Origin of the sequence: Desulfitobacterium metallireducens DSM 15288 (assembly GCF_000231405.2) — a bacterium.
Taxonomy (GTDB): domain Bacteria; phylum Bacillota; class Desulfitobacteriia; order Desulfitobacteriales; family Desulfitobacteriaceae; genus Desulfitobacterium_A; species Desulfitobacterium_A metallireducens.
This window is the reverse complement of record NZ_CP007032.1, coordinates 187,761-212,982: the sequence shown is the minus strand read 5'-3', so window position 1 is coordinate 212,982 and position 25,222 is coordinate 187,761. Positions and strand designations below refer to the sequence as shown.

The 25,222-nt window shown below is 40.8% G+C and carries 16 protein-coding genes, 1 tRNA gene and 3 rRNA genes; 6 read left to right on the top strand and 14 right to left on the bottom strand.

Translation table 11 applies throughout. The annotated features are described in order from the left end of the window. Positions 1-52 precede the first annotated feature (52 nt). The 14 genes from DESME_RS00960 to DESME_RS15970 form a co-directional block, all read right to left on the bottom strand. Positions 53-2,575, bottom strand: a complete 2,523-nt coding sequence (locus DESME_RS00960; RefSeq protein WP_006716251.1) for a Spaf_1101 family AAA-like ATPase — start codon at positions 2,573-2,575, stop codon at positions 53-55. A gap of 86 nt (positions 2,576-2,661) precedes the next feature. Next, complete coding sequence (locus tag DESME_RS16335; RefSeq protein WP_282432821.1) at positions 2,662-2,790, bottom strand: hypothetical protein; 129 nt, start codon at positions 2,788-2,790, stop codon at positions 2,662-2,664. Between the two features lie 211 nt (positions 2,791-3,001). Continuing rightward, positions 3,002-5,377, bottom strand: coding sequence for an AAA family ATPase (locus tag DESME_RS00955; protein ID WP_006716250.1), 2,376 nt, complete (start codon positions 5,375-5,377; stop codon positions 3,002-3,004). Then, positions 5,374-6,117, bottom strand: coding sequence for an ABC-three component system middle component 1 (locus tag DESME_RS00950; protein WP_006716249.1), 744 nt, complete (start codon positions 6,115-6,117; stop codon positions 5,374-5,376). Before DESME_RS00950 ends, DESME_RS00955 begins: the two co-directional genes overlap by 4 nt. After that, the gene (locus DESME_RS00945; protein WP_006716248.1) at positions 6,114-7,673 is read right to left on the bottom strand and encodes an ABC-three component system protein; all 1,560 of its coding nucleotides are present in this window, start codon (positions 7,671-7,673) and stop codon (positions 6,114-6,116) included. Before DESME_RS00945 ends, DESME_RS00950 begins: the two co-directional genes overlap by 4 nt. Positions 7,674-7,875: 202 nt before the next feature. Then, positions 7,876-8,013 carry a hypothetical protein gene (locus DESME_RS15815; RefSeq protein WP_156922745.1) on the bottom strand — a complete coding sequence of 46 codons (138 nt, stop codon included), beginning with the start codon at positions 8,011-8,013 and terminating at the stop codon, positions 7,876-7,878. Positions 8,014-8,439: 426 nt separating this feature from the next. Beyond that, positions 8,440-8,691, bottom strand: a complete 252-nt coding sequence (locus DESME_RS00940; protein WP_006716247.1) for a hypothetical protein — start codon at positions 8,689-8,691, stop codon at positions 8,440-8,442. 125 nt (positions 8,692-8,816) lie between these two features. Continuing rightward, entirely contained in the window at positions 8,817-11,237 is a 2,421-nt protein-coding gene (locus tag DESME_RS00935; protein ID WP_006716246.1) for a vitamin B12-dependent ribonucleotide reductase, read from the bottom strand. 77 nt (positions 11,238-11,314) lie between these two features. Beyond that, positions 11,315-11,776: a transcriptional regulator NrdR gene (gene nrdR / locus DESME_RS00930; protein ID WP_006716245.1), complete on the bottom strand. Its 462-nt coding sequence runs from the start codon at positions 11,774-11,776 to the stop codon at positions 11,315-11,317. A gap of 1,065 nt (positions 11,777-12,841) precedes the next feature. Then, positions 12,842-12,958 (bottom strand): 5S ribosomal RNA (gene rrf, locus DESME_RS00925). Positions 12,959-13,062: 104 nt separating this feature from the next. After that, a 23S ribosomal RNA gene (locus DESME_RS00920) occupies positions 13,063-15,979 on the bottom strand. Positions 15,980-16,167: 188 nt separating this feature from the next. Then, positions 16,168-16,243: transfer RNA gene (locus DESME_RS00915), tRNA-Ala, on the bottom strand. 208 nt (positions 16,244-16,451) lie between these two features. After that, positions 16,452-18,017, bottom strand: a 16S ribosomal RNA gene (locus DESME_RS00910). Together the 16S, 23S and 5S rRNA genes with 1 tRNA gene alongside form the textbook arrangement of a ribosomal RNA operon. Before the next feature lie 303 nt (positions 18,018-18,320). After that, a complete protein-coding gene (locus tag DESME_RS15970; protein WP_167998814.1) occupies positions 18,321-18,563 on the bottom strand; it encodes a hypothetical protein in 243 nt (80 codons plus the stop codon). 79 nt (positions 18,564-18,642) lie between these two features. On the opposite strand from DESME_RS15970, the gene DESME_RS00905 reads away from it, so the two are divergent. The 6 genes from DESME_RS00905 (at position 18,643) to DESME_RS00880 (ending at position 25,217) form a co-directional block, all read left to right on the top strand. After that, a complete protein-coding gene (locus DESME_RS00905) occupies positions 18,643-19,740 on the top strand; it encodes a GerAB/ArcD/ProY family transporter (RefSeq protein WP_006719147.1) in 1,098 nt (365 codons plus the stop codon). After that, positions 19,737-20,909: a Ger(x)C family spore germination protein gene (locus DESME_RS00900; protein ID WP_006719145.1), complete on the top strand. Its 1,173-nt coding sequence runs from the start codon at positions 19,737-19,739 to the stop codon at positions 20,907-20,909. The genes DESME_RS00905 and DESME_RS00900 overlap by 4 nt, the downstream gene beginning before the upstream one ends. A gap of 161 nt (positions 20,910-21,070) precedes the next feature. Continuing rightward, the gene (locus tag DESME_RS00895; protein ID WP_006719143.1) at positions 21,071-22,720 is read left to right on the top strand and encodes a spore germination protein; all 1,650 of its coding nucleotides are present in this window, start codon (positions 21,071-21,073) and stop codon (positions 22,718-22,720) included. Between the two features lies 1 nt (position 22,721). Then, positions 22,722-23,819, top strand: a complete 1,098-nt coding sequence (locus DESME_RS00890) for a GerAB/ArcD/ProY family transporter (RefSeq protein ID WP_006719141.1) — start codon at positions 22,722-22,724, stop codon at positions 23,817-23,819. Then, the gene (locus DESME_RS00885; RefSeq protein ID WP_006719139.1) at positions 23,816-25,003 is read left to right on the top strand and encodes a Ger(x)C family spore germination protein; all 1,188 of its coding nucleotides are present in this window, start codon (positions 23,816-23,818) and stop codon (positions 25,001-25,003) included. Before DESME_RS00890 ends, DESME_RS00885 begins: the two co-directional genes overlap by 4 nt. A 4-nt stretch (positions 25,004-25,007) precedes the next feature. Beyond that, positions 25,008-25,217, top strand: a complete 210-nt coding sequence (locus tag DESME_RS00880; RefSeq protein WP_006719136.1) for a hypothetical protein — start codon at positions 25,008-25,010, stop codon at positions 25,215-25,217. Positions 25,218-25,222 lie beyond the last annotated feature (5 nt).

The following is a 25,222-nucleotide window of genomic DNA, read 5'->3' as shown; positions in this document are numbered from 1 at the left end:
CCCTAATAGGAAAATACCCGCCGAATTTTTACAAACAGACTAAATAATCTTATTATTTTCTTACTTGAATTCCTAAAGCTTCTTCATACACACTTAACTTATGTAGAAATGAATCTTTCCCACCTTCAAGATAATTTATTATGTGCTCTTTTATCCTATTTTCTCCTGGATATCCTGTGGTTGCTACCCATCCATGATTATTATCTGATACCATAATGCATACTTGATCAGCCTTTGCATTAGTGACAATTGTTGCATTATGTGTAGCAATAATAACCTGTCGCTTTTCCTTAACCCCTCTTAATTGCTTAACTAAATTCTTGTAAATATACTGATTATCCAAATTGTCTTCCGGTTGATCTATTATTAATGGCCTATAGTCTTTTGAGTACTCACTATAACCTAGAATAAAAGAGAGCATTGCTACAACTTTTTGCCCAAGAGAAAGTGTCCTCACATCTTTATACAATGGACTCATTTCATTGTTGCCTTCTCTATTATTTAGATTAAATTCTAGGGAGAACTCTTCAATATCTTCAACATATTGTCTCAAATAATTAATTATTATATTGATATTACTATCAGTGATAAGCTCAGAGAAAATAGTTTTGATAAAACTACTTGTTTTCGCTGAGTTCAGTTCATTTATTCCTTTATCAATCAAATCTTGGTTCATGTCCGTACGAAAGTCTAATAGATTGACTAGTCTTTTCGCTTCATCGATCTTTCCATAAGTCACCATATCAAGGAATTCAAAAATTCCAAGTTTATCATATAAGCTTAACAGATACCCAATGACATTCTCTTGAGTAATATTATAATTATGAAAAGAACTTTCTTCGTTATAATCCATTCCAAAAATCCAGCGTCCTATATCAGGTCCATTCGGAATTTTCTTTTGAGAATAAACAATTCGAAGGATTCCTTGCTGATCAGCATTAAATGGGTCAATTATGGTATTTACTGCTTCTTGTCGTTGTTGCAGCGCGCCTTTCACATTCAAAAGCATTTTTTTTAAACCAGATTTACTTCTAACACGAATAACATCGGCTGGTTTAGCTAAAGTTTTGTTTTCAAAAAGGACTTCATATAAGAATTTGTTTATTTGTTCACCGCTAGCAGTATTGACCAATTCATTAACCGAATATCGAGTGTCAAAGAACTTCTTAAGCATTTCCTTTTTATTTAGTACTGTCTCAAGCCATAAATCACCATCCCGATATATAACTTTTGATATTTTTATATACTGTCTAAATGCAAAGTCTTCAACATCCTCTTTGCTAAATCGATAATTAAAATAATATTGATCCTTAAGATTTTGACCGAAATAGCGAAGTATATTTTCATCCTTATTTGTTTTGTATGGCATTCGCATTTCGATTAGGAATTCATCTCCCTGGTAGTCGTATAAAACCCATGTATTTCCATGTGCACATATAAAATCAAGTAATCTCTCAGATTCACACCGCTGACTCAGAACATATTCTAAAATTTCCAGAACACTGCTTTTCCCGGTACCACGACCACCTATTAAGCAGTTTAATGCATTTGAAAAATTCAAGCAGAAGTTTCCTTTTCCATTTGTTCCGCTCAAGAAACCATCTATACAATTTTCGATATATATACCCTTAATGAATTGCTTATTCTGCCTTTCTTCTGTAAAACTAATAGAAATATCATAATCATTAAGAGCTTCTTTAATCATAGAATATTTTCTTTTACTGCCCTTAATCCAAAAACACTTTTTATCGATTGATTCAAGATCATGCGCATCATTATCGATAAGAAATTTGATTTCTGTTGAACGATATTTCATCAATTTAGACTTAATATAACTGAGATTATCGTAATCAGATAACCCAATAAAATGCAGTGCTTCATCAGAGAATAACTTTTGTTTATAGGCACCGCTTAAATATTTTTCTTTGAATATATCTGAAGTATCTATATGAGCAATATAACCTATTCCCCCAGCAGAACTGAAAAATTGCAATACTTCCCTGCTCGTTTCATAAGAACCCTCTTCAAGATTAAGTAAATTATCCTCCAGCCATTCATTTATTACTTGTCTATTTTTATTAGTATTTTCAAAAATACCAACAACATGGTTCTTATCTGCACAAGATATTTCAATGCCCAAGATTACTTCAGGATAAATATTTCTCTTCCTCATTTGGCACAAGTATTTGATTGCTATTTCAAGCTTCGGAACTCCCTTAATCGTATGGTGATCTGAAACAACAACAATTTCTATATCTTTTGCAATTAATTCTTCTGCCAAAAGTAAAAAAGATAAGACTTCTTTCCTGCTATTATATTTATCAAATGGTCCTGTTGGTTCAAAGTCTTCAATTTTCAGTACATATGGAAATACATTTCGCTCTAGACATATTTCAAATACTTCTTGATCGGAGGAGATATTATATCTGCTTTGATCCCAGCTAATCATTAGTTTGTAGTCATACGACTCAGGAGTGTGCAAATGAAAACACGTTTTATAAAAAGTACCAAACTTCTCTTTCCGCTGTTCTATAGCATCATATGCAGCATCTTCATCTCGCATTGGTTTTTTCATAATGCCTATCTCCGTTTCGCAGGCTTCTCCCTGCGCTCTAATGAGCTCCCCATCTCGTCACCTTTTCAGCTTTGTCTAAGACAAGTTCATTCTGTTTGAGGCATGACGACGAAGGAATAGCGAACCATTTTTGATGTAATCTGATAAGGTTCAACCTTCAAACTGATCTTCTCTTCACCCACGTCTGATCGGATTAATACGCAACGGTATTTCAACTACCGATTATTAGCCTTTTATGAATCCAATTCTGGTTCGCATTATAGACAATGACCGCCCTTCGCTTTTAATCAGCAGAAGGAGGTCAATTATATTTAGAGTTAGTACATAGTTTATAGAATCGGAAGCTGAAACGTTGTTTTTATGTCTAGTATAATCATAATAAGTAGCCAGTTAGATAAGAGAAGGTTAGAAATGTAAAATATAAGGTCAAATTTGATCCAATGTTCGAACATCTATACTCTGCTGAGAACGATTATAATTGTCAAATTTGTACCGCATATAGTCCGAAAAATCTTCCTCATGAGTGGAAATAATAAATTGATATTCAGGAAAATCATTACGAAGTAAATCAACAAACGAAGTAATATTTAACTCGTCCATGGTTTGAATCGGGTCGTCGATTAAAACACATCGGAAAGAATTTTCTGCATATATACGATTTAGGGTCAACAATAAAGCTATTGAAATACCCGATAGCTGACCGGAACTCATTGTATAGATAATATCATGTCCTTGACGATTACTTGCATCAAAGTGAATACTTTTTGCTCCTTTTGTTTTTAGGCATACCCCTAATCCTCCCGGATAATTTTGTAATATTCGCCCAGAAAACAGGAAAAAGGGAATTTGCAACTGTTGTACTATCTGTTTTTCATAATCCTGAATGGTTTTAGTTAATTTTGTTTGAAGCTGGTTAAATTGTTGCTGTATTCTAACTGCTTTTTTTTGTTGATGATTTAAATTCACAATTTTTTTCTTAATCTCTTCAGCCAGCTTTTCTTGCTGAAGGTAATATTGTTGTTCTAAATATGTTGCCTTTTGTTTTTCTATATCTTCTTGAATTATTGGTAGGCTTTTTACGGTTTCTTCATTTCCTAAAAATGTAACTTCAAATATATGGTTAAATTCACAATTAAAAGCATTTTCTAAGAAGCCTGCTGGTAATTCACGTTGATGAGGTCGCAATTGGTGTGAACAAAATACCTCATAAATGGAATTCCATTGTTCTATGTTATCTAGTGTTAATATTTTTTCCTCTATTTGGATCCCGTATCCTGCTGCCTTACTGCAAAAATCCTTCATTTGTTGAATAGCCTTGGTTTTATCCAATAAAATTCGCTGTAATAAATCTAGCTCTAAATATTGATTATCTTTCAAAAAAAGCTGTATCACAGGGTTGAAAATCTCTGTAATAATCCTTTGAAGCTTACTGCGCGATTGTTCAAACTGCTCGACCAATAAACTAGAGCCCGTATCAATTGCCTCAGTCATTATTTGGATATGCTCATCTAATTGTTCTTTTGAATCCCATAACCGGCCGCAAAAAGGGCATTCATTTTCCTTTAAACCAGAATATTTATTTTGAGACCAAATCTGCCTCTGATTTTCTAACTGCTTTCTGAGTGTAATCAAATTAGCGCGTGCTTTTTCCTGAGCCTGCATACCCTTTCTGCAATCACTAATTTTTTCTTTGTAAATACGAACATCTTCAGTGCTATATTGAATATTAAGCAACGTGGAGAGTCTCTGAAGATTTATCCCTTCATAATCAGGCTCGTTAGTATTTAATTTGTATGTTTTAATTATCTGTTGAATTTCCTTATACTTGTTCGCAATTTCGAAAAAATTATCCAAATTGTCTAATTGCATTGACAGCAAAAATAAATTCTGCTTTAGCTCATCCTGACTTTTAATTTGCTGCTCAATCCATTCATTTTTCTTCTGTTGAAAGAACCAATTAAACTGTCGTGTAAACAATGCTATATTATGCAGTTGTTTTTGCATATCTTTCAATGCATCCAAATTGGATATAGTCGGATGCTCATAATCCCACGACGGAGATATTATGTCAATTGCTAATTTATGATATGGAATGAGGTTTTCAGCAGAAAATAATTCCGGAGCAGACTGTAATTTCAATAAATCTTCTTTTAGGGCTATTTTTCTATCCTCTAGTTTTTTAGCTATATCAGTAAATCTACTTGAGGCTTTAGTCGCTTTATCTTTTTCTAATTGTTCATTTTCCATATGAAAGATATAGTTCAACGCCTTCATGCGTTCAATTTCACTTTTTGCCAAAAAGTCTAACCTATTTTCTTGTGAGAGGTAATAATATTGTCTAAAATACTTTTGAACATTATTATTAATATATTCTGTCAACTTTTTGTTTGCATTTTTAACATTATCATATTCAAATCGCTCTTCACCAATTGTTATAGTCGTTCTCGTATTCGCAACAAAGTGACTTGGATTGTTTTCCTTTCCCGCAACAGTATCTATTTTTCGCTGAATAACAATATCATTAATTCCGTCGGTTAAAAACGCTTCTACACATACTGTGTCACCAGGTTTATGTGCAAGAAAATGAGTAGAAAAAGTCAACTTGCCATCTGTTGGCGTTTCTTCTGTGATACGCAAGATATTTCCTGTTAACGCATATTCAATGGCATCGAAAATGGTTGTTTTCCCATAACCATTTGGACCATCTAAAACTGAAATATCCTTTCCATTAAAATTCACCTGAACATGTGAAAATATCTTAAAATTTTGAAGGTTTAACTTTTGTAAAATATATGTACTCATGCTAATTCCTCGCTACAATCCCATTTATCTAGAAAGCCTTCAATTTGATCTTCTTGTTCAGGTAATGAAATTTCATTAATCTCTCTGATATCCACCTTATCAAGTAAACTCTTAGCGCTTATTAAAACACCATCTGTTATATTTTCTTCTAACATGATTTCAATCGATGGAGGTTCATAATCTACAACAGGTAATTGAATTAATGGTAGTTTAATTAATAAATGAAGTAATAATTTTTGACTAGGATTTTCAAGCGCCTCTTCAATATCTGGATAAGAGCGAAGTTCTTTTCTTACAAAAGATAAAAAATCCATAGAGGATTGCTTATATGCGTTATTTAATTCAGTAGCACTATTGGCATTATAAACAAGTACTAATTTCTTGAAATAGTCTATATCTTCTTCTAAATGCAAAATGAATCGCTCCAATTTATCCGGATCTTTGTTTCCACTATTTAGGACGCAAACGAGAATTGATACGTTCTTATGAAATTCAGACTTGTCAATCAACTTTGAGAGTATGTCATATAGAGGCTTTTGATAAAGCAACCACCTAGATGGATCTAATGAATCATCCCATATGAGATTCTGTATAACTAAATATTGTTGATGAGCATCCTCATCAGGAACAAATAGGGTGTATTCGCCTGGAAATTCAGCGCAATAATCATTCATATTAGGATATTTGCGTAAACCAATGTCTTTTAATGCATTGCTTATTAAAGAAACTATATTATTCATGCCTGTACCTCACTACATCTTTCTAGAAAAGTATCTTTCTTTATCAGGTGAACTTCCTTCGGCCCCGTAATTTTTGAATAAGATGGGGTCCATCCTGCAAGATGTCCTTTTTTGAAAATGCTAGGATTATACTTTTCTAGTTCAGTATTTTCCAACTCATAATCTGACGATATGATCATGTAGTCTATTTCTCTGAATATCAAGCCCGATTCAGAATTTTTACAAACGGAGGAAAAAAGCTCATCAACAGTCTCATTATTGCAAAGATTTTTTAGAATATGAGACTCTCTTATCCTAGAAAAGTAAAGCGCAGTAAGCATATAAAACTGAACATCAATGTCATATACAATTCTACAATGATTTAATTCGGCTTCTCGTTTGACATTCTGGAGAACTGGAAACATACATTCCCATGTGCCAGGTTCTGTGATTAACTCAGTTGCATCCTTTTGCAAAACATTATCTGTAGTCTGAGGGCAAAGTGCATAACACGCTTTACCAAATTCACGAAAATCCATGACTTCCAACAGGGCTGTTTTCTTTAATAGGTCACATCCATTACAATTATCGTTCGTCCTATGGCATTCCTGATGGCAATAACTTTGGCGAAAGCTAGAAAGTTTATCTTTCTGTATTAGTAATCGCATTGCTCCATCGGTCTTTAAAATAGAGTCCAAAATTTCGGAAAATCTCTGTAAAGAAATTCGAGGGATAGCTGGATTACTATAACGTTTCCGAATATGTTCTGTAATAAGTTCCTGTAATTTGATTCGATAGCTTACAACGTTAGGAACCTTGAATTCTGCTTCTTTTCCCCAATATTGTATAATCGAATCTTCTATTACCTTACCAACATTATCTGTGTCTAGAAAAAACTCTGATTGATTGTATCGATATAATTTAATCCTGGAAAGATTTTCAGAACAGATGATATTTTCATTTCCCAAATCAGCGATATAACTTTCAATTGCCGGTCGCACAGTTTCAAGTGAAAGATTAATATGGTGGTCTAAACCTCCATCTATCTCAATGATTTTTATTAGAAGTGCCTTGCGCTCTTCATCAATACGCTTATCAATAGTATTGTTTTTTGTGATACCTTTTTGCAGCGATTTGATATATTCTTTGAGCTTCTCTTCATCTTCTAACTTTGCTAGCAACTCATCTTTTGTAGATGCGCAATATAATCTTAAAGAACGACCAAGATCTATTTCCCAATCTGTGAAATCTAATGAGACTGAATTATGTAAATATGCTTGTACATCTTTTCTGTTAGTAATTCCTTTTGCGAGCATATATAATGCTTCATTATACCCGGTTAAATTTCTATTAGCTCTGGCCTTTACTTGGTGAATACTTCTAAGTTCTCCTGAGTAATAAATTGCAAAATCTTCAATGTCTTCGATAGCAAGATCATATGCAGTAATCTTATCTGGATTATTCTTGATCTCATTAAGTATCTCCAGTGCCACAACTATTGCAACTCTACCCTGATAATCATAGCCATGCCAACTAGGAATAGCTTCACGCCGATCTCGTGCAGAAGATTCGCACAAGTATATCACCTCTCCCCGAAAAATGAATCTTTTTATAACTTCCTAGTTATTCACACAAAATGTATCTCATTTAAGTTCACATTATAGACATAATGGGAGCCGTAGTATAATTTTATGGTAACCTCTGATCTGTATTGTTGAGTTGATGGCATATTAGTCTTTTATTTTAGCTTTTCACTTATATTTTCTAATTTCTTTTTTATCAATAATTGTATTTACAAAATGTTTGCTGACACGTATTGAAATCATCATCAATAATAAGCTTTTCATCGACTAACGCTGCACCTGTAATGAAAGAATCAATATACGTCTCGACTTTTGTCTGTTGTGAATTTAGCATCTTTTTATTTCGTTATAATCTTCAACTGGCAAACTTTCTCTTATTTTATTTATTGATTTTTTTATGCTTTCGCCATTTTGGCTAACTTCAAATGGATTTTACTCGATTTTTTGGGCTGTAAAGCTCTTACTTTCCCAAATGAAGCAACCGGATTATGGAATATCCATGAGTATAAGTTGTCTAAAGGTATAAAAATGGCATACCCCTAACATAACATGATGGAGTATGCCTAGCTGCCTTAGGGTCCAAATTAACCAAAGTTTAGGAAGATTTCTTGTGGGATCAATAAGAAGTATTCTCTGGAAATAAAAATAAGATTAAATTCTCTTCATTTATTATCATTGAACAAATGTAATTTCACTTTAGCTGGGTGGATAGAATCATTAAGTTCCATCCACATTTTTCCTCTTCTAGCTCGGTCATCTATTACTCTGCATCTATCTCTTGCAGTAACAGAGTTGATTTCAAGAGCACATCCTTTAACCCTTTTTCTTGCGTAGAAACATCATTAAAGATGACTGGTGTCGTTTTTATTTCCGTTCTATATTGTCGAGCCGACTCCAACAATTGATTTAACTCACTTGCATAGTTTTCAGCTTTATACCATCTTTTTTGTTCATAGTCCTCACGACATAGATGGTTCAAAACTTCGACATCATTATAAACATGTCCTAACATAACGAACTTCCTCCATCCTCATCAATAAGTTAGTGACACACTTTGTTATTCAGTGACAGTTTTTATTATACAGTGACAGACTTTATTATTCGGTGACAAACTTTATTATCATTAAACACGTGACCTTACGAACATTTAGAATAACCGCAATTTGTGCATACGACACAACCGCTTTCATGTATAATCGGAGTTCCGCATTCAGGACAAGCATTGTCCACAGCCACTCCAGCTTGCGCTTTCTTCGTTAAACCAGTAGCTGTTTCGGTTTTAGTTTCTTTGCTCTTTGGTTTAGCTGCATCAGTATTTTTAAGCTGTGTAAGAGCCGCTCCCGCCGCTTTTTCAGCCCCATTTGCATTTGCGCCAACATCCATGTATTTACGGATGACGCGAGAAATTGCATCCGGGCAAGACATAACATTAACTCCTTCACGGCGAATACAAGCTGGGCAACGAATTCCTTTAATTTGCTCAATAATCGCGTCCACAGATAAACCTGACCGGAGAGCAATCGATATAAGACGAGCTGTAGCCTCTGATTGGGATGAACAACCCCCGGCACGTCCGGTATTTGTAAAGATCTCGCAGATTCCCTTTTCATCGGCATTTACACTAACATAAAGGTTTCCACAACCAATCTTAATCTTTTCCGTGACCCCCATCGTAATCGTTGGACGAGGCCGAGGAATAACCGTGTTTGCTTCCGGAACAAATGGAGCATTGGGAGCGGCAAATTCAACGGGTATGCCCGTCTTCGCTTCAGCTGCTGTAGTAGCAGCTTGTTCCTCCGAATTATTTTGACTTGTCCCTGCTGAAAGAACTTGCTCATCACGACTGCCGTCACGATAAACAGTTAATCCTTTGCAATTAAGTTCATAGGCAAGTTCATACGCTTTAGCAATATCTTCACGCGTTGCGGAATTCGCAAAATTAATCGTTTTAGATACGGCATTATCGGTATATTTTTGGAAAGCGGCTTGAATTCGGATATGCCATTCAGGGTCAATCTCCTGAGCCGTCACAAAAACTGCCTGAACCCAATCAGGTACTTCTGAAAAGCCCAGAACGGTTCCCTTGTCTGCAATTTTTCTCATCAGTTCAGAGGAATCAAATCCGTATTCTTTAGCATAGTTTTCAAAAATCGGATTCACTTCAACAAAAGCCGTTCCATCCATTACCGTTTTCGTATAAGCAACAGCGAAGAGAGGTTCAACCCCGCTCGATGCACCGCAGATCATGGAAATTGTTCCTGTTGGGGCAATCGTCGTAAGGGTAGCATTCCGGAGCTTACGGACACCATCATAAATCGATCCTTCATAGTTAGGGAACGTTCCCCGCTCCTCGGCTAAACGTTGAGATTCCAAACGAGCTTCGGTTTGAATAAAGTTCATAATCTTTTCAGCGTACTCTACCGCATCTTCCGAAGCATAAGAGGTCTGGAGCAAAATCATCATGTCGGCAAAGCCCATGACTCCGAGGCCCACTTTCCGATTTCCTTTAACCATTTCCTCAATCATCGGCAATGGATAAGTATTGGCATCAATAACATTATCTAAAAAGTGAATCGCTTGACGCGTAACATAACTCAAGCGTTCCCAATTCACAACGGCTTTCCCGTTTTTCTCAGTAACTAAAAGTTTAAGGTTAATCGACCCCAGATTACACGCTTCATTCGGAAGCAGGGGCTGCTCACCACAAGGATTTGTGGCTTCAATTTCTCCAATCTTTGGAGTTGGATTATCCCGATTCAGTCGATCGAGGAAGACAATACCGGGTTCGCCATTTCTCCAAGCATGATCAACAATTGTGTGGAAAACCTCGGGAGCTGAAAGCTTTCCAACGGCTTTTCCGGTATGGGGGTCAATCAGGTCATAATCTCGTCTTTCCTTAACCGCCTTCATAAACTCTTCCGTTATTCCGACAGAAATATTAAAATTCGTAATCTCTTTGTTATCTTCTTTACAGGAAATGAACTCTTGAATATCTGGATGATCCACACGCAGAATACCCATATTCGCTCCGCGGCGAGTTCCTCCTTGTTTTACCGCTTCAGTCGCAGCATTGAAGACCTTCATAAAGGAAACGGGTCCGGAAGCAACTCCTCCAGTTGAACGTACTGTGCTATTCTTCGAACGCAAGCGTGAAAAACTAAAGCCTGTCCCACCGCCCGATTTATGGATAATCGCAGCAAACTTAATGGCGTCAAAAATCTTCTCCATACTATCTTCAATTGGAAGAACAAAACAAGCGCTCAATTGCCCTAGGTCACGGCCTGCATTCATCAACGTTGGGGAATTTGGCATAAATTCAAGGTTAGCCATCATCGCATAAAATTCTTTGGCTAATTCCTTGACTTCCTTTTTCCCTTTCCCGTAACGCTCTTCAACTTCGGCAATAACATTTGCAACCCGGTAAAACATGTCCTCCGGAGTTTCAATGACTTTCCCATTCTCCTGTTTAAGATAGCGTTTTTCTAGGATGACTCTGGCATTTGGTGTTAGTTTGGCCTTAGGCCAGGTCTTCGGAGCAGATTCTTGAAAACTCAACATGATCCCCAACTTTCTTCTCTAATCTAAAGTTTTTCACCATTATATTTTGGAACAATGACCTGATTTTTGAAATAGGTCTATTGGCCCCTTTTTTCGACCAATTCATGAAGTTCTTGTAAAAAGCGTTGAATATCATTAAATTCACGATAGACCGAAGCAAACCTTATGTAGGCAACTTCATCCAGTTGAAGTAAAGCTTTCATCACCGCTTCCCCGATTTCAGTGCTCTGTACCTCACGTTCATGACTATTGCGGAGCGTCTTCTCGATAGAATAAGCAAGCTCCTCAATCTGTTCAGTTGAAATTGGACGTTTTTCACACGCTCGTGAAATACCTGCCATAATTTTCGACCGGGAAAAATCCACTCGCCGCCCATCTTTCTTGACAACAATCAGAGGGTTATCTTCATACTTTTCAAACGTTGTGAAACGTCGTGAACATCGGTCACATCCTCTTCTTCTTCGGATGGCTGTACCTTCCTCCACTGGGCGGGATTCCAAAACTTTAGTATCCTCATTTCCACAAAAAGGGCAATGCAACATTTCACCCCCTACATCTAGTGTCTTGATCATTTTATCAACGCTATATGTAGCATGTCAATCCCGTTTTCGGAAGGGTTTAGTCGTTTGCTCTTCTTTTAGGTTCTCCGGAATCCCACTTACTCGCTCAATCAGGGTTGTCCACTTTTTTCTCAACTTTTAACATTTTCTATATATATTTAATCTCATTCTCTAAGATAACCTAAAATTTAATCTATTCAAACTTCTCAATCCGCGATACAATATTTTTAGACAAATATCTTCAAAAATTGGAGGGATAACAGATGGATTTACTCAACTTTAATGAATTCTGGCTCATTTTGTTCCTCGGTGTTAGTGGATATTTATTATATACCCGCAGATCAAGAGAAAGTCATAAAAAATGACCCCTAAACTATACATGGAAAACCTTCTTTTGCGGAAAAATAAGCTTTGAGCACAAAGTTAAGCAAGCGCAGAAAGGTAGGTTTTTAAATATGGAAAAAAAGTTTCCCGATAAAGCAGAAAATCCGAATACTAAGCCTGTCTACCACAAACCGGATAAGGTCCCTAGCATGGACTCACGCGATGGTCATGGTCTTTCCAAGGATCAAGTACTAAAGAGTAAGGATTAAATAGAATAAATAAATAAAAGAGAAGGAAAGCTGTACAATTCGCCTTCCTTCTCTTTTTGGCAATATATTCCTATTCCCCAGGACTTATCCCCATCTTCCACAGCCTTATCCACAAAAAACACGAAGTTATCCCATGTTGTTCCTAACTTATTCGCATCTTATACACAGGTTACATTCCGTTTAATGAGCTCTCTATAAATAGCTTTTCTTTAATCGGCTAAAAACTGCAAGACGAACAATTTGAGCATAGGCTCACGTAATAGCTATGCTCTCAATTATCCACAGCTTATCCCCTACGTTAACTGTCTTATCCACAAAAAGTACTATTTATCCCCACATAAGAGTCACTTACGAAAAACTTACGCACAGTTTTTACACAAATGTTTTTTATATTATTGCGCAGCAAAAAGCAAAGAGACCATCAATTAAGATAGTCTCTCTGCTTTTGCTTACCTGGCGACGACCTACTTTCCCAGGACCCTGCGGTCCAAGTATCATCGGCCCTGGAGGTCTTAACTTCCGTGTTCGAGATGGGAACGGGTGGAACCCCTCCGGCATAATCACCAGATCGTTTGAAGTTTTCAGGGCTCTTTTCAGAGCTTTCTGTTCCTTCAAAACTACACAGATCTTTTCGTTTTCTTCAAGTCATCAGTTTCAACCTTCATGGCTCATTAGGTCAAGCCCTCGACCGATTAGTACCCGTCAGCTCCACACGTCACCGCGCTTCCACATTGGGCCTATCTACCTGATCATCTTTCAGGGGTCTTACCAGCTTGTGCTGTGGGAAATCTCATCTTGAGGTCGGTTTCGCGCTTAGATGCTTTCAGCGCTTATCCGATCCGGATATAGCTACCCAGCTATGCCTCTGGCGAGACAACTGGTACACCAGTGATCCGTCCAACCCGGTCCTCTCGTACTAGGGTCAGCTCCCCTCAAATTTCCTGCGCCTGCGACGGATAGGGACCGAACTGTCTCACGACGTTCTGAACCCAGCTCACGTACCGCTTTAATGGGCGAACAGCCCAACCCTTGGGACCTACTACAGCCCCAGGATGCGATGAGCCGACATCGAGGTGCCAAACCTCCCCGTCGATATGGACTCTTGGGGGAGATAAGCCTGTTATCCCCAGGGTAGCTTTTATCCGTTGAGCGATGGCCCTTCCACTCGGTACCACCGGATCACTAAGCCCGACTTTCGTCCCTGCTCGACTTGTTGGTCTCGCAGTCAAGCTCCCTTTTGCCTTTACACTCTTCGCGCGATTTCCATCCGCGCTGAGGGAACCTTTGGGCGCCTCCGTTACTCTTTAGGAGGCGACCGCCCCAGTCAAACTGCCCACCTGACACGGTCCTCAACCCCGATTCAGGGGGTCTAAGTTAGAATTTCAGTACAAAAAGAGTGGTATCCCACCGGCGACTCCACCAAGGCTGGCGCCCTAGCTTCTTAGTCTCCCACCTATCCTGTACATTTTATACCAAAATCCAATGTCAAGCTACAGTAAAGCTCCATGGGGTCTTTCTGTCCTGTCGCAGGTAACCCGCATCTTCACGGGTATTACAATTTCGCCGAGTCCCTCGTTGAGACAGTGTCCAGATCGTTACGCCTTTCGTGCGGGTCAGAACTTACCTGACAAGGAATTTCGCTACCTTAGGACCGTTATAGTTACGGCCGCCGTTTACTGGGGCTTCAATTCAAAGCTTCGCCTTGCGGCTAACCTCTCCTCTTAACCTTCCAGCACCGGGCAGGCGTCAGCTCCTATACTTCTCTTTTCAGATTGGCAGGAACCTGTGTTTTTGTTAAACAGTCGCCTGGACCATTTCTCTGCGGCTCTTCTTGCGAAGAGCGCCCCTTCTCCCGAAGTTACGGGGCTATTTTGCCGAGTTCCTTAACGAGGGTTTTCTCGCGCGCCTTAGGATTCTCTCCTTATCTACCTGTGTCGGTTTGCGGTACGGGCTCTCTCTCACTCACTAGAGGCTTTTCTTGACAGCTTGGAGTCGGTTACTTCGCTACTTATTTTCGCTCCCCATTACCTTTCAGGCAACGCGTAAGACGGATTTACCTGCCTCACACCCTACGGGCTTGGGCGTGCTCAACCAACGGCACGCTTAACCTATCCTTCTGTGTCACCCCATCGCTAATAACGTTTAAGAGAGGTACTGGAATATCCACCAGTTGTCCATCACCTACGCCTTTCGGCCTCGGCTTAGGTCCCGACTGACCCTGGGCGGACGAGCCTTCCCCAGGAAACCTTAGATTTTCGGCGGGTGAGATTCTCACTCACCTTTTCGCATACTCATACCGGCATTCTCACTTCCAAGCTCTCCACCCAACCTTCCAGTTGAACTTCGCTGACCTTGGAACGCTCCCCTACCCCTTACAGTAAACTGTAAAGCCATAGCTTCGGTGATACGCTTGAGCCCCGTTACATTTTCGGCGCAGAACCACTCGACCAGTGAGCTATTACGCACTCTTTAAATGGTGGCTGCTTCTGAGCCAACATCCTGGTTGTCTGTGCAATTCCACATCCTTTTCCACTTAGCGTATACTTTGGGACCTTAGCTGATGGTCTGGGCTGTTTCCCTTTTGACTATGAAGCTTATCCCCCACAGTCTGACTCCCAATCTAAATTCTTGGCATTCAGAGTTTGATAAGGTTCGGTAACCCGGTAAGGCCCCTAGCCTATTCAGTGCTTTACCGCCAAGAATCATCAATTGAGGCTAGCCCTAAAGCTATTTCGGGGAGAACCAGCTATCTCCGTGTTCGATTGGCATTTCACCCCTACCCACAGTTCATCCCTTGCCTTTTCAACGACAGTGAGTTCGGGCCTCCAGTAGGTTTTACCCCACCTTCACCCTGACCATGGGTAGATCACACGGTTTCGGGTCTACAGCATGTAACTTGTCGCCCTTTTCAGACTCGCTTTCGCTTCGGCTCCAGCTTCTCGCTTTAACCTCGCTACATACCGTAACTCGCCGGTTCATTCTACAAAAGGCACGCCATCACACCTCAAGGGTGCTTTGACTGCTTGTAAGCGTACGGTTTCAGGTTCTTTTTCACTCCCCTCCCGGGGTGCTTTTCACCTTTCCCTCACGGTACTGGTTCACTATCGGTCGCTAAGGAGTATTTAGCCTTGGGAGGTGGTCCTCCCGGTTTCCCACGGGGTTTCTCGTGTCCCGCGGTACTCAGGATACCCTCACAGCATTTCTTCTTTTCGCTTACAGGAGTGTTACCTTCTTTGCTGAATCTTTCCAGATTTCTTCAGCTAAGAATTAATGCTTAATAGAGGGTCCTACAACCCCAAGCTCCGAAGAGCTTGGTTTGGGCTCTTCCCGTTTCGCTCGCCGCTACTCAGGGAATCGATTATTCTTTCTCTTCCTCCGGGTACTTAGATGTTTCAGTTCCCCCGGGTTGTCCTCTTTAACCTATCTATTCAGTTAAAGATCATTGGATATAACTCCAATGGGGTTGCCCCATTCGGGTATCCACGGATCAATGCATGCTTACTGCTCCCCGTGGCATTTCGCTGTTAACCGCGCCCTTCTTCGACTCTTAGCGCCTAGGCATCCACCGTACGCCCTTAGTAGCTTGACCTAAATCTTTTCGCCACTTCAGGTTTTTATATGAATCCTTTGACTTTTGAAAAACTATTTTCTCTGTGCAGTTTTCAAAGAACGATGGACTTGGATGTCCAAGTGTCGCCGTCGCCAAACAAATGCGATACCCTCCACTGGAGACTATCGGGATGGCAAGAAGCGACCAATATTGAGAAGCCAATATAATGGTGGAGGTAAGCGGGATCGAACCGCTGACCTCTTGAATGCCATTCAAGCGCTCTCCCAGCTGAGCTATACCCCCACATTGGGTCTCTCAAAACTAAACAACAAAGGAAAGCTTACACTTCTTTACAGCCTCGCAGATTGCTCTGCGCTTTTGCCTTTTCGGCTTTTGAGTCTTTCGACTCTACCCTTCAATTGATTCCGTTTCTCCAAAGAGATTCTTCCTCGATTGAGGATCGACCATAGGATTAGTTAACTTAAAATCTTAAGCTAACATGTCTCCTTAGAAAGGAGGTGATCCAGCCGCACCTTCCGATACGGCTACCTTGTTACGACTTCACCCCAATCATCGGCCCCACCTTCGACGGCTAGCTCCCTTTCGGGTTACCTCACCGGCTTCGGGTGTTGCAGACTTTCGTGGTGTGACGGGCGGTGTGTACAAGGCCCGGGAACGTATTCACCGCAGTATGCTGACCTGCGATTACTAGCGATTCCAACTTCATGTTCTCGAGTTGCAGAGAACAATCCGAACTGAGACCGGCTTTCTCGGATTTGCTCCACCTCGCGGCTTCGCTTCCGTCTGTACCGGCCATTGTAGCACGTGTGTAGCCCAAGACATAAGGGGCATGATGATTTGACGTCATCCCCACCTTCCTCCGGTTTATCACCGGCAGTCTGTCTAGAGTGCTCGACCTTACTCGTTAGCAACTAAACATAGGGGTTGCGCTCGTTGCGGGACTTAACCCAACATCTCACGACACGAGCTGACGACAACCATGCACCACCTGTCTCTACGTTCCCCGAAGGGCACTCCTTAGTTTCCTAAGAATTCGTAGGATGTCAAGCCTTGGTAAGGTTCTTCGCGTTGCGTCGAATTAAACCACATGCTCCACCGCTTGTGCGGGCCCCCGTCAATTCCTTTGAGTTTCAACCTTGCGGCCGTACTCCCCAGGCGGAGTGCTTATTGTGTTAACTGCGGCACAGAAGGGGTCGATACCCTCTACACCTAGCACTCATCGTTTACGGCGTGGACTACCAGGGTATCTAATCCTGTTTGCTCCCCACGCTTTCGCGCCTCAGCGTCAGTTACAGTCCAGAAAGTCGCCTTCGCCACTGGTGTTCCTCCACATCTCTACGCATTTCACCGCTACACGTGGAATTCCACTTTCCTCTCCTGTCCTCAAGATAACCAGTTTCCGATGCAGGCTTGGGGTTGAGCCCCAAGTTTTCACACCAGACTTAATTATCCGCCTACGCGCCCTTTACGCCCAATGATTCCGGACAACGCTTGCCCCCTACGTATTACCGCGGCTGCTGGCACGTAGTTAGCCGGGGCTTCCTCCTCAGGTACCGTCATGTAAATACACTATTTGCATATCTACCGTTCGTCCCTGAAAACAGTACTTTACAACCCGAAGGCCTTCATCATACACGCGGCGTTGCTCCGTCAGACTTTCGTCCATTGCGGAAGATTCCCCACTGCTGCCTCCCGTAGGAGTCTGGGCCGTGTCTCAGTCCCAGTGTGGCCGTTCACCCTCTCAGGCCGGCTACTGATCGTCGCCTTGGTAGGCCTTTACCCCACCAACTAGCTAATCAGACGCGGGTCCATCCATTATCGATAGCATGTTCAGAGGCCATCTTTCTTTAACCGATGATGCCATCAGTTAAACGTATCCGGTATTAGCCCTCGTTTCCAAGGGTTGTCCCGATTTAATGGGTAGGTTACCCACGCGTTACTCACCCGTCCGCCACTAAAAACTCGCTAAGCAAGCTTATTGAGTTCTCCGTTCGACTTGCATGTGTTAGGCACGCCGCCAGCGTTCGTCCTGAGCCAGGATCAAACTCTCCATAAAATTTATGAAGAAAATTTGATTGCTCAAATTCATCTCAAACTCTTTAACGAGTCACTTGGCTGTTCCTTGTTGTTTAGTTTTCAAAGACCAATCTTTGTCGTCGCAATCACTCGCGACAGTTATTTATTTTAGCAGATTGACTCTCTCGAGTCAAGTGCCTTTTTCGCTTCTGAACTTCATTTGAAGCCCGTCTGCGTGGATTCTTAGATTAACATTTTCTCTCTACCGAGTCAAGTGTCATTTCTAAGCCCCCATGCACTTGCCAGCATTTCTGCCGGCTTCGGAACGGCTGTCCCTTAGCGCTCAATTAGAATACCATAGGGCTTTATAAGTGTCAATACATAAATTCACATGACGATTATCATCAAATTTAATAGTTCTAAACCAAGAAATACAAAGTCCCAGCCCCTTAAGTACGAGCATAAATATAATACTTTTAAAGATAATACTAGATAAGCGGATAAGAGTTAGAAACTTGAAGACATGTTCACCAGATAATCCAGATAATCCAGATAATCCAGATAATCCAGATTCTCCTTTAGTCAATCTAGACCAAAACCTTCAGATAAATCCAAAATCTTAACCTTAGGCCCACTCCGCCTTGTAACTCAAAGGGAGAAAAAGCATGCTGGAAAAAGGCCGCATTACCTACAAGCAGTTGATCCTACTCATTTTCCTAAGCCGAATTGTTACTTCCATTAGTTTTCTTCCAGGGCTAAATGAACCACCGGCAAATCAAGACATCTGGTTATCTGATTTGCTGTTTTTTCCAATCCAGTTGTTTCTTGCAAGCCCGATATATCTACTCTGGAAGAGGTTTCCGGATCAAACGATTATTCAGTATAGCCAAACAATTGCTGGAAAAGTTGGCAAGCTGGTAGGACTTTTAATTATCTGGTATTTTCTGCATTATACAGCAATCACTTTAGCTCAATACAGCTTCTTCCTTACGAGCGCTGTTATGCCGGAAACGCCTGCTCTCTTTTTTATGTTATCTTTAATTCTTGTCTGTGCTTATGCCGCACGAAAAGGGCTTGAGGTGATCGGCCGTTTATCTGAACTATTTGCTCCCCTTATTATGATTAGCCTCATCCTATTTTTGAGTCTAGAGGTTAAGGATATGAACTTCAAAATACTAACCCCTCTCCTTGAAAAGGGGATTTTTCCCGTATTTCACGGAAGCTTGATTGCTGCGAGCAAAACGCTGGAAGTTTTAGGCTTAGCGATGCTTCTTCCCTATCTAAACAATCGTCAAAAAGTTAAGCCCATCTTTATCCTTAGTTTCGCTTTAATTTCTCTCTACCTTGTCTTGCTAACCCTCCCCGTCGTCACTATGCTCGGATTAGAATTAGCAAAAAGCAGCTCCTTTCCCTGCTATTCTGTAATCAGGCTCATCAACGTTGGAGATTTTCTAAATCGTCTCGAATCTATCCATATGGCGATTTGTTCACTCGGTGCCTTTATCAAAATATCCTTTCAGTATTATTTAACCGTACTGGGCTTGAGTCAGCTTTTGGAATTAAGGGAGTATAAACCTCTGGTTCTGCCTATCGGAGCGCTCCTTATTCCGTTAAGCCTTTTAATTGGCCCAAACCTTGTCGAATTACAATTATTTAGTTCATACAAAATATTCATGGGATATTCCTACTTTTTTATCTTGCTTATTCCATCTCTTCTTCTTCTAACCGCAATTATCCGCCGAAAAGGAGTAAGGTCAAAATGAAAAAAATAGTTTCTCTCTTGATCTTTTGCCTATTACTCACAAGTACGCTTACCGGCTGTTGGAACAGAAAAGAACTTATTACCCTAGCTATCGTTCAAGCCTTTGGAATCGATCAAACAGAGGATGATCAAGTGGACATCTCCGCTCAAATACTCAAACCTATCCTAGCCAAAGGAAGTTCAGAGAAAGATGACAAAGGGGTATGGGTTGTCTCAAGTACAGGCGAAACGGTTTTTGATGCGATCCGAAATGCCTCTCTCAAAACGGATCGAAGGTTATTTTTTGCCCATAATGACGTGATCGTTATTGGTGAGGAAACAGCTATAGCAGGGATTGCACCCTTCCTTGATTTTTTAGGGCGGGACCATGAGTCACACGAGATAGCTCATATTTTTATTGCCAGAGGAAAAGCAAGAGATATCCTCCTTGGAGAACATGAACAAGAAAGGGTCCCAAGTCAAGCCATTGAGAATCTGGTCAAGACGAGTGGCATCACTTCTCAGGTGCCAGAAGTCAATTTAAAAGATTTACTTGGAACCTTGGCCAGCAAAACAAATAGTTCTGTTGCTCCCGGCATTAAAATCCAAAAAAAAGATGAGAATGGGGCATCAAAAAACGTCGTTATCCTGGATTCGACGGCTATTTTTAAAAAGGATAAGCTGATCGGATGGTTTAATCATGCGGAAACTCGCGGATTACTTTGGGTGTTGGGTGAGGTGAAAACTGGAATTATTACAGTTAAATCACCCCTAGAAAAAACAAAAAACGTCAGCCTAGAAATTATCAAAACCTCTACACAACTTAAGCCTGAGATCACAGAAGGTAAACTGTCTATAACTATTGCAGTGAAAGAAAACGGAAATCTGGCTGAACAAATGTTAAGAGTGGATTTGGCGAAGCCTGATACCCTCGCTGAATTGGAAAAAAGACAAGCTATTGCAATCGAAGAAGAAATCCAAACCGCCCTTAGTAAGGCACAGACATGGAATGTCGATATCTTCAAATTCGGTGACGAATTTCATCGGAAATATCCTCATGAATGGCCAGAGCTTGAAAAAAACTGGGAGAAAGAATTCCCGAAGATAGCGGTTAACTTCGAAATCACTGCCAAGCTTAACGGGATCGGTCTTAGCACGCCCCCTGCGGATACAGGAGAGTCGCAAAAATAAAAGTGTAGTCCAGTTAGAAGCGCCGCGCCACTCAAAATCAATATCAATTCGAGGTCCAAGTCCCTTAGAGTGAGCATAAAAGAATTACTTTTAAAGATAATAAGTAAGTAAGGATGATGTAAAGAAGGATCAGAACTTGGATTTCAAGCATCGGAGTATATATGCCAATAAAAAAGTTAGTTGATGAATTACATAGGCGGAAGTATAGATCAAGACGCCAACAACAAAATACGGGTAGCTCAGATCCCTCTCAAAATAATTCTCAGACCAATTCTCAGGCTGATACACAGGGCAGCTCGCAGGATAATGCAGATTCTCTTTCAGAAAATCTAGATGAAAACCTCCAGAAAATCCAGACCATTTTTGAGGAATCCAGCGACCTGATTACCCGAGAGTTCAAGATTGGGGCCGATGAGTCAATCAAGGCCTTTATCGTTATGCTCAATGGACTTATTGATGTAAAAGCAGTAAATGCGGACCTGATCAAACCCCTCATGTTCTTGCAACATGACGTGAACAAAAGTAATGCTTTAAACGTCATTAAAGAAAGTGCCCTTTCTGTTGCTATGGTGAAGGAAGGTCACTCTTTCACAGATGTAACGGAAGCCATATTATCGGGAGATACTGTCCTATTTATCGAGGAATCGAACATTGCTCTAATCGCTGCTTTACATGGATGGAAAGCGAGGAACGTCGATCAACCCGAGACCACCGCTGTGGTTCGAGGACCACGCGAAGGTTTCGTCGAAAGTATCGGAACCAATATGGCTCTCTTAAGAAGAAAAATGAAAAACCCCGCGCTTAAGTTCTATCAAATGCAAATTGGCAAGCAAACAAAAACTACCATCTGTGTGGCTTACCTTAAAGGAATCGTTGATATAAAAATTGTCGATGAAGTTAAGCAAAGGCTCCAAAGGATCGACACGGATTCAATCTTAGAATCAGGATATATTGAATCCTATATTGAAGATGCACCCCAATCTATTTTCCCGACTGTAGGAAACTCGGAAAAACCGGATATTGTGAGCGCGAAACTGTTAGAAGGTCGAGTTGCCATCTTAGTTGATGGAACTCCCTTTGTTTTAACCGTTCCCTATTTATTTATTGAAGCCTTTCAAAACGCTGAAGATTACTATTCCCGACCATTTTATAGCTCGTTCATTCGTTGGCTGCGTTGGTTGGCTTTCTTTTTCACAACGACTACCCCTGCGTTATATGTGGCCTTCACGACCTACCATCAAGAATTTTTACCGCCAGCACTCCTCGTGACGATTGCAGCAGCTGAAGAAGGAACTCCGTTCCCTTCCATGGTTGAGGCGCTTCTCATGCAAACCATTTATGAGATCTTGCGAGAAGCAGGGGTTCGTTTACCCCGGCCCGTTGGTCAAGCTGTAAGTATCGTCGGAGCACTCGTGATTGGGGATGCTGCTATCTCATCAGGGATCGCCGGCGCTCCCATGGTCGTAGTGACTGCCCTTACCGCTATCTCTTCGTTTGTTGTTCCATCTTTAGTTGACATCAGTACCCTTGCTCGGTTTATCCTCATCATCTTAGCTGGTTCTTCAGGATTATATGGCGTGATGTTAGGATTTATTGTCTTCGTGACTCACCAAGTCTCGCTTCGTTCTCTAGGTGTACCCTATATGTCCCCTTTGGCTCCCACCACCTTCTCGGATTTAAAAGATTTATTTATCCGAGTACCCTTATGGCTGATGCACACTCGTCCCCGCCTGTTTGGGGGTGAAAATCCAACTCGGCAAAAGTCTAACCTAAGACCTACTCCACCTAATGACCCAAAGGGAGAAAACTAGCATGCTGGAAAAAGGCCGAATTACCTACAAACAGTTAATTTTACTCATCGCCTTAAGCCGGATCATCATTACGATTACTTTCCTCCCCGCATTGGCAGAGCCACCAGCGAACCAAGATATCTGGCTTTCCGAGCTCTTATATTTTCCTCTGCAATTATTATTTGCACTCCCAATCTATTTTTTATGGAAGAGGTTCCCTGACCAAACAATTATTCAGTATTGCCAGTCGATCGGTGGCAAACTTGGTAAACTGTCAGGAATATTAATCCTCTGGTATTTTCTAGATCAAGCTGCCATTACTATAGCTCAGTTTAGTCTCTTCCTTACAAGTGCAGTTATGCCCGAAACACCCGTCCTTTTTTTTACATTATCATTCGTCCTTGTTTGTGCATATGCCACAGGTAGGGGCTTAGAGGTGATTGGTCGTTTATCCGAATTATTTGCGCCCCTTGTCATGATTGCTACTATTACAGTGTTTCTCCTACTTGCTAAAGATATGAACTTAAAAATGCTAAGACCTGTCCTGGAAAATGGGATACTTCCGATAACTCAGGGCAGTTTGATCTACTCTGCAAGATCACTCGAAATTTTGGGGTTTTCCATGCTTCTTCCCTATCTGAATAATCCCCAAAAGGCTAAATCAGTTATTGTCCTCAGTTTCGCGTTAGTTACTCTATTCTTTACCCTTATAACTGTTCCCGTTCTTACCATATGGGGATTTGAAGAGGCTAAAGGCCTTACCTTTCCCTTCTATTCAGTTATCCGGCTCATTAGCATAGGGGATTTTATCGAACGTAATCAATCGATACATATGGCAATTTGGATTCTCGGTACTTTTATTAAAGTAACCTTTAAGTACTATTTGGTTGTTCTCAGCTTAGGTCAGCTCCTTCATTTAAAAGAATACCGCCCCTTAATCCTGCCAACTGGCACAATTCTGATCCCTTTAAGCCTCTTAGTTGGTCCTAACCTCACCACATTAGCAGCGTTCACTTCGTACAAAACATTTGCTTGGTATTCTTCGTTTTTTATTCTTGTCATTCCTTCCCTCCTTCTCTTTACCGCAATCATCCGGAAGAAAGGAGTGCAATCCCCATGAAGAAGTACATTCCGATCTATATCATTTGTATATTATTATCGAGTCTGCTCACAGGCTGCTGGAACAGAAAAGAAATCAATACGCTAGCGATTGTTCAAGCCTTTGGGATCGATCGAACGGACGATGATCAAGTCAACATTTCCGCTCAGATTCTTAAACCCAGCCAATCCAGTGGGGATTCAGAGAACGGGGGGCAAGGGGTATGGGTTGTCTCAAGTACAGGCGAAACAGTCTTTGATGCGATCCGAAATGCCTCTTTTAAAACAGACCGGAAATTATTTTTCCCACATAATAAGGTGATCATTATTGGCGAAGACACGGCTAAAACTGGGATTACACCTCTCGTTGATTTTCTAAGGCGGGATCACGAGGTAGATAAACTTTCCTATGTCTTCATTGCCAAGGGAACAGCGAAAGATATTCTAATAGGTGAACATGAACAGGAAAAAATTCCAGGAAAAGCCATCGAAGGTTTATCCAAAACAAGTATCATCGCTTCCCATCTGCCCAAAAGAGAGTTGAAGGATTTACTCAGCTCCTTAGGGAGTAAAACAGGCAGTGCCGTTGTCCCTGGCATTGAAATTCAAAAGAAAAATGAAAATGGAGCTTCAAAAGAAGTGGTCGTTCTAGACAATACTGCAATCTTCAAAAAAGATAAAATAATTGGGTGGTTTGATCACACTGAAACGCGCGGGCTGCTTTGGGTATTGGGCGAGATAAAAAGCGGCATCATCGTGGTGAAATCACCCGAAGAAGAAGCGAAGAACGTCAGTCTGGAGATCATTAGAACCTCAACTCAACTTAAGCCGCAAATTACGGATGGTAAGCTATCCATAACCGTTGAAATTGAAGAAGAAGGAAATCTGGCTGAACAATTTTCGGAAATGAATCTAACTAGACCCGATACCTTCGCTGAACTGGAAAGAAGGCAAATTGCAGCGATTGAAGAAGAGATCAATGTCGCTATCACTAAAGCTCAAGCATGGAATGTTGATATCTTTAAATTTGGCGAGGAGTTCCATCAAAAGTATCCCCAAGAATGGCCGGACCTCAAAAAGAACTGGGAGGAGGAATTCCCCAAAATAAAGGTTAACCTCGAAGTCATCGCTCATCTTAGCCGAGTTGGTCTAAGTACCACCCCTGTAAAAATAGAGGAATCAGAAAAAATAGAAGGAGGACGATAACAGAATGCACATATTCATATTATTCCTTATTTTTGCTGCTATAGCATACTACGAAATTCCAGGACTCCTACGTAAGAAGCAATGGCCCGAGCTCATCACTTCTTCAGTGCTCCTCGCGACTGGATTTATCCTTTCCTTTCTTCAGGTCATTGGAGTGAAAGTTCCCAATCCGAATAAAGGAATTGAATATTTGATTAAACTATTAACTTCCTAGATTCT

What these genes read in the sequence shown, in the direction of transcription:
- DESME_RS00960 (WP_006716251.1), bottom strand. Translation starts at nt 2,575, where the DNA reads ATGAAAAAACCAATGCGAGATGAAGATGCTGCATATGATGCTATAGAA.
- DESME_RS00880 (WP_006719136.1), top strand. Translation starts at nt 25,008, where the DNA reads ATGCACATATTCATATTATTCCTTATTTTTGCTGCTATAGCATACTAC.
- DESME_RS00885 (WP_006719139.1), top strand. Translation starts at nt 23,816, where the DNA reads ATGAAGAAGTACATTCCGATCTATATCATTTGTATATTATTATCGAGT.
- DESME_RS00955 (WP_006716250.1), bottom strand. Translation starts at nt 5,377, where the DNA reads ATGAGTACATATATTTTACAAAAGTTAAACCTTCAAAATTTTAAGATA.
- DESME_RS00950 (WP_006716249.1), bottom strand. Translation starts at nt 6,117, where the DNA reads ATGAATAATATAGTTTCTTTAATAAGCAATGCATTAAAAGACATTGGT.
- DESME_RS15815 (WP_156922745.1), bottom strand. Translation starts at nt 8,013, where the DNA reads ATGCTAAATTCACAACAGACAAAAGTCGAGACGTATATTGATTCTTTC.
- DESME_RS00895 (WP_006719143.1), top strand. Translation starts at nt 21,071, where the DNA reads ATGCCAATAAAAAAGTTAGTTGATGAATTACATAGGCGGAAGTATAGA.
- DESME_RS00940 (WP_006716247.1), bottom strand. Translation starts at nt 8,691, where the DNA reads ATGTTAGGACATGTTTATAATGATGTCGAAGTTTTGAACCATCTATGT.
- DESME_RS00890 (WP_006719141.1), top strand. Translation starts at nt 22,722, where the DNA reads ATGCTGGAAAAAGGCCGAATTACCTACAAACAGTTAATTTTACTCATC.
- DESME_RS00905 (WP_006719147.1), top strand. Translation starts at nt 18,643, where the DNA reads ATGCTGGAAAAAGGCCGCATTACCTACAAGCAGTTGATCCTACTCATT.
- DESME_RS00935 (WP_006716246.1), bottom strand. Translation starts at nt 11,237, where the DNA reads ATGTTGAGTTTTCAAGAATCTGCTCCGAAGACCTGGCCTAAGGCCAAA.
- DESME_RS00900 (WP_006719145.1), top strand. Translation starts at nt 19,737, where the DNA reads ATGAAAAAAATAGTTTCTCTCTTGATCTTTTGCCTATTACTCACAAGT.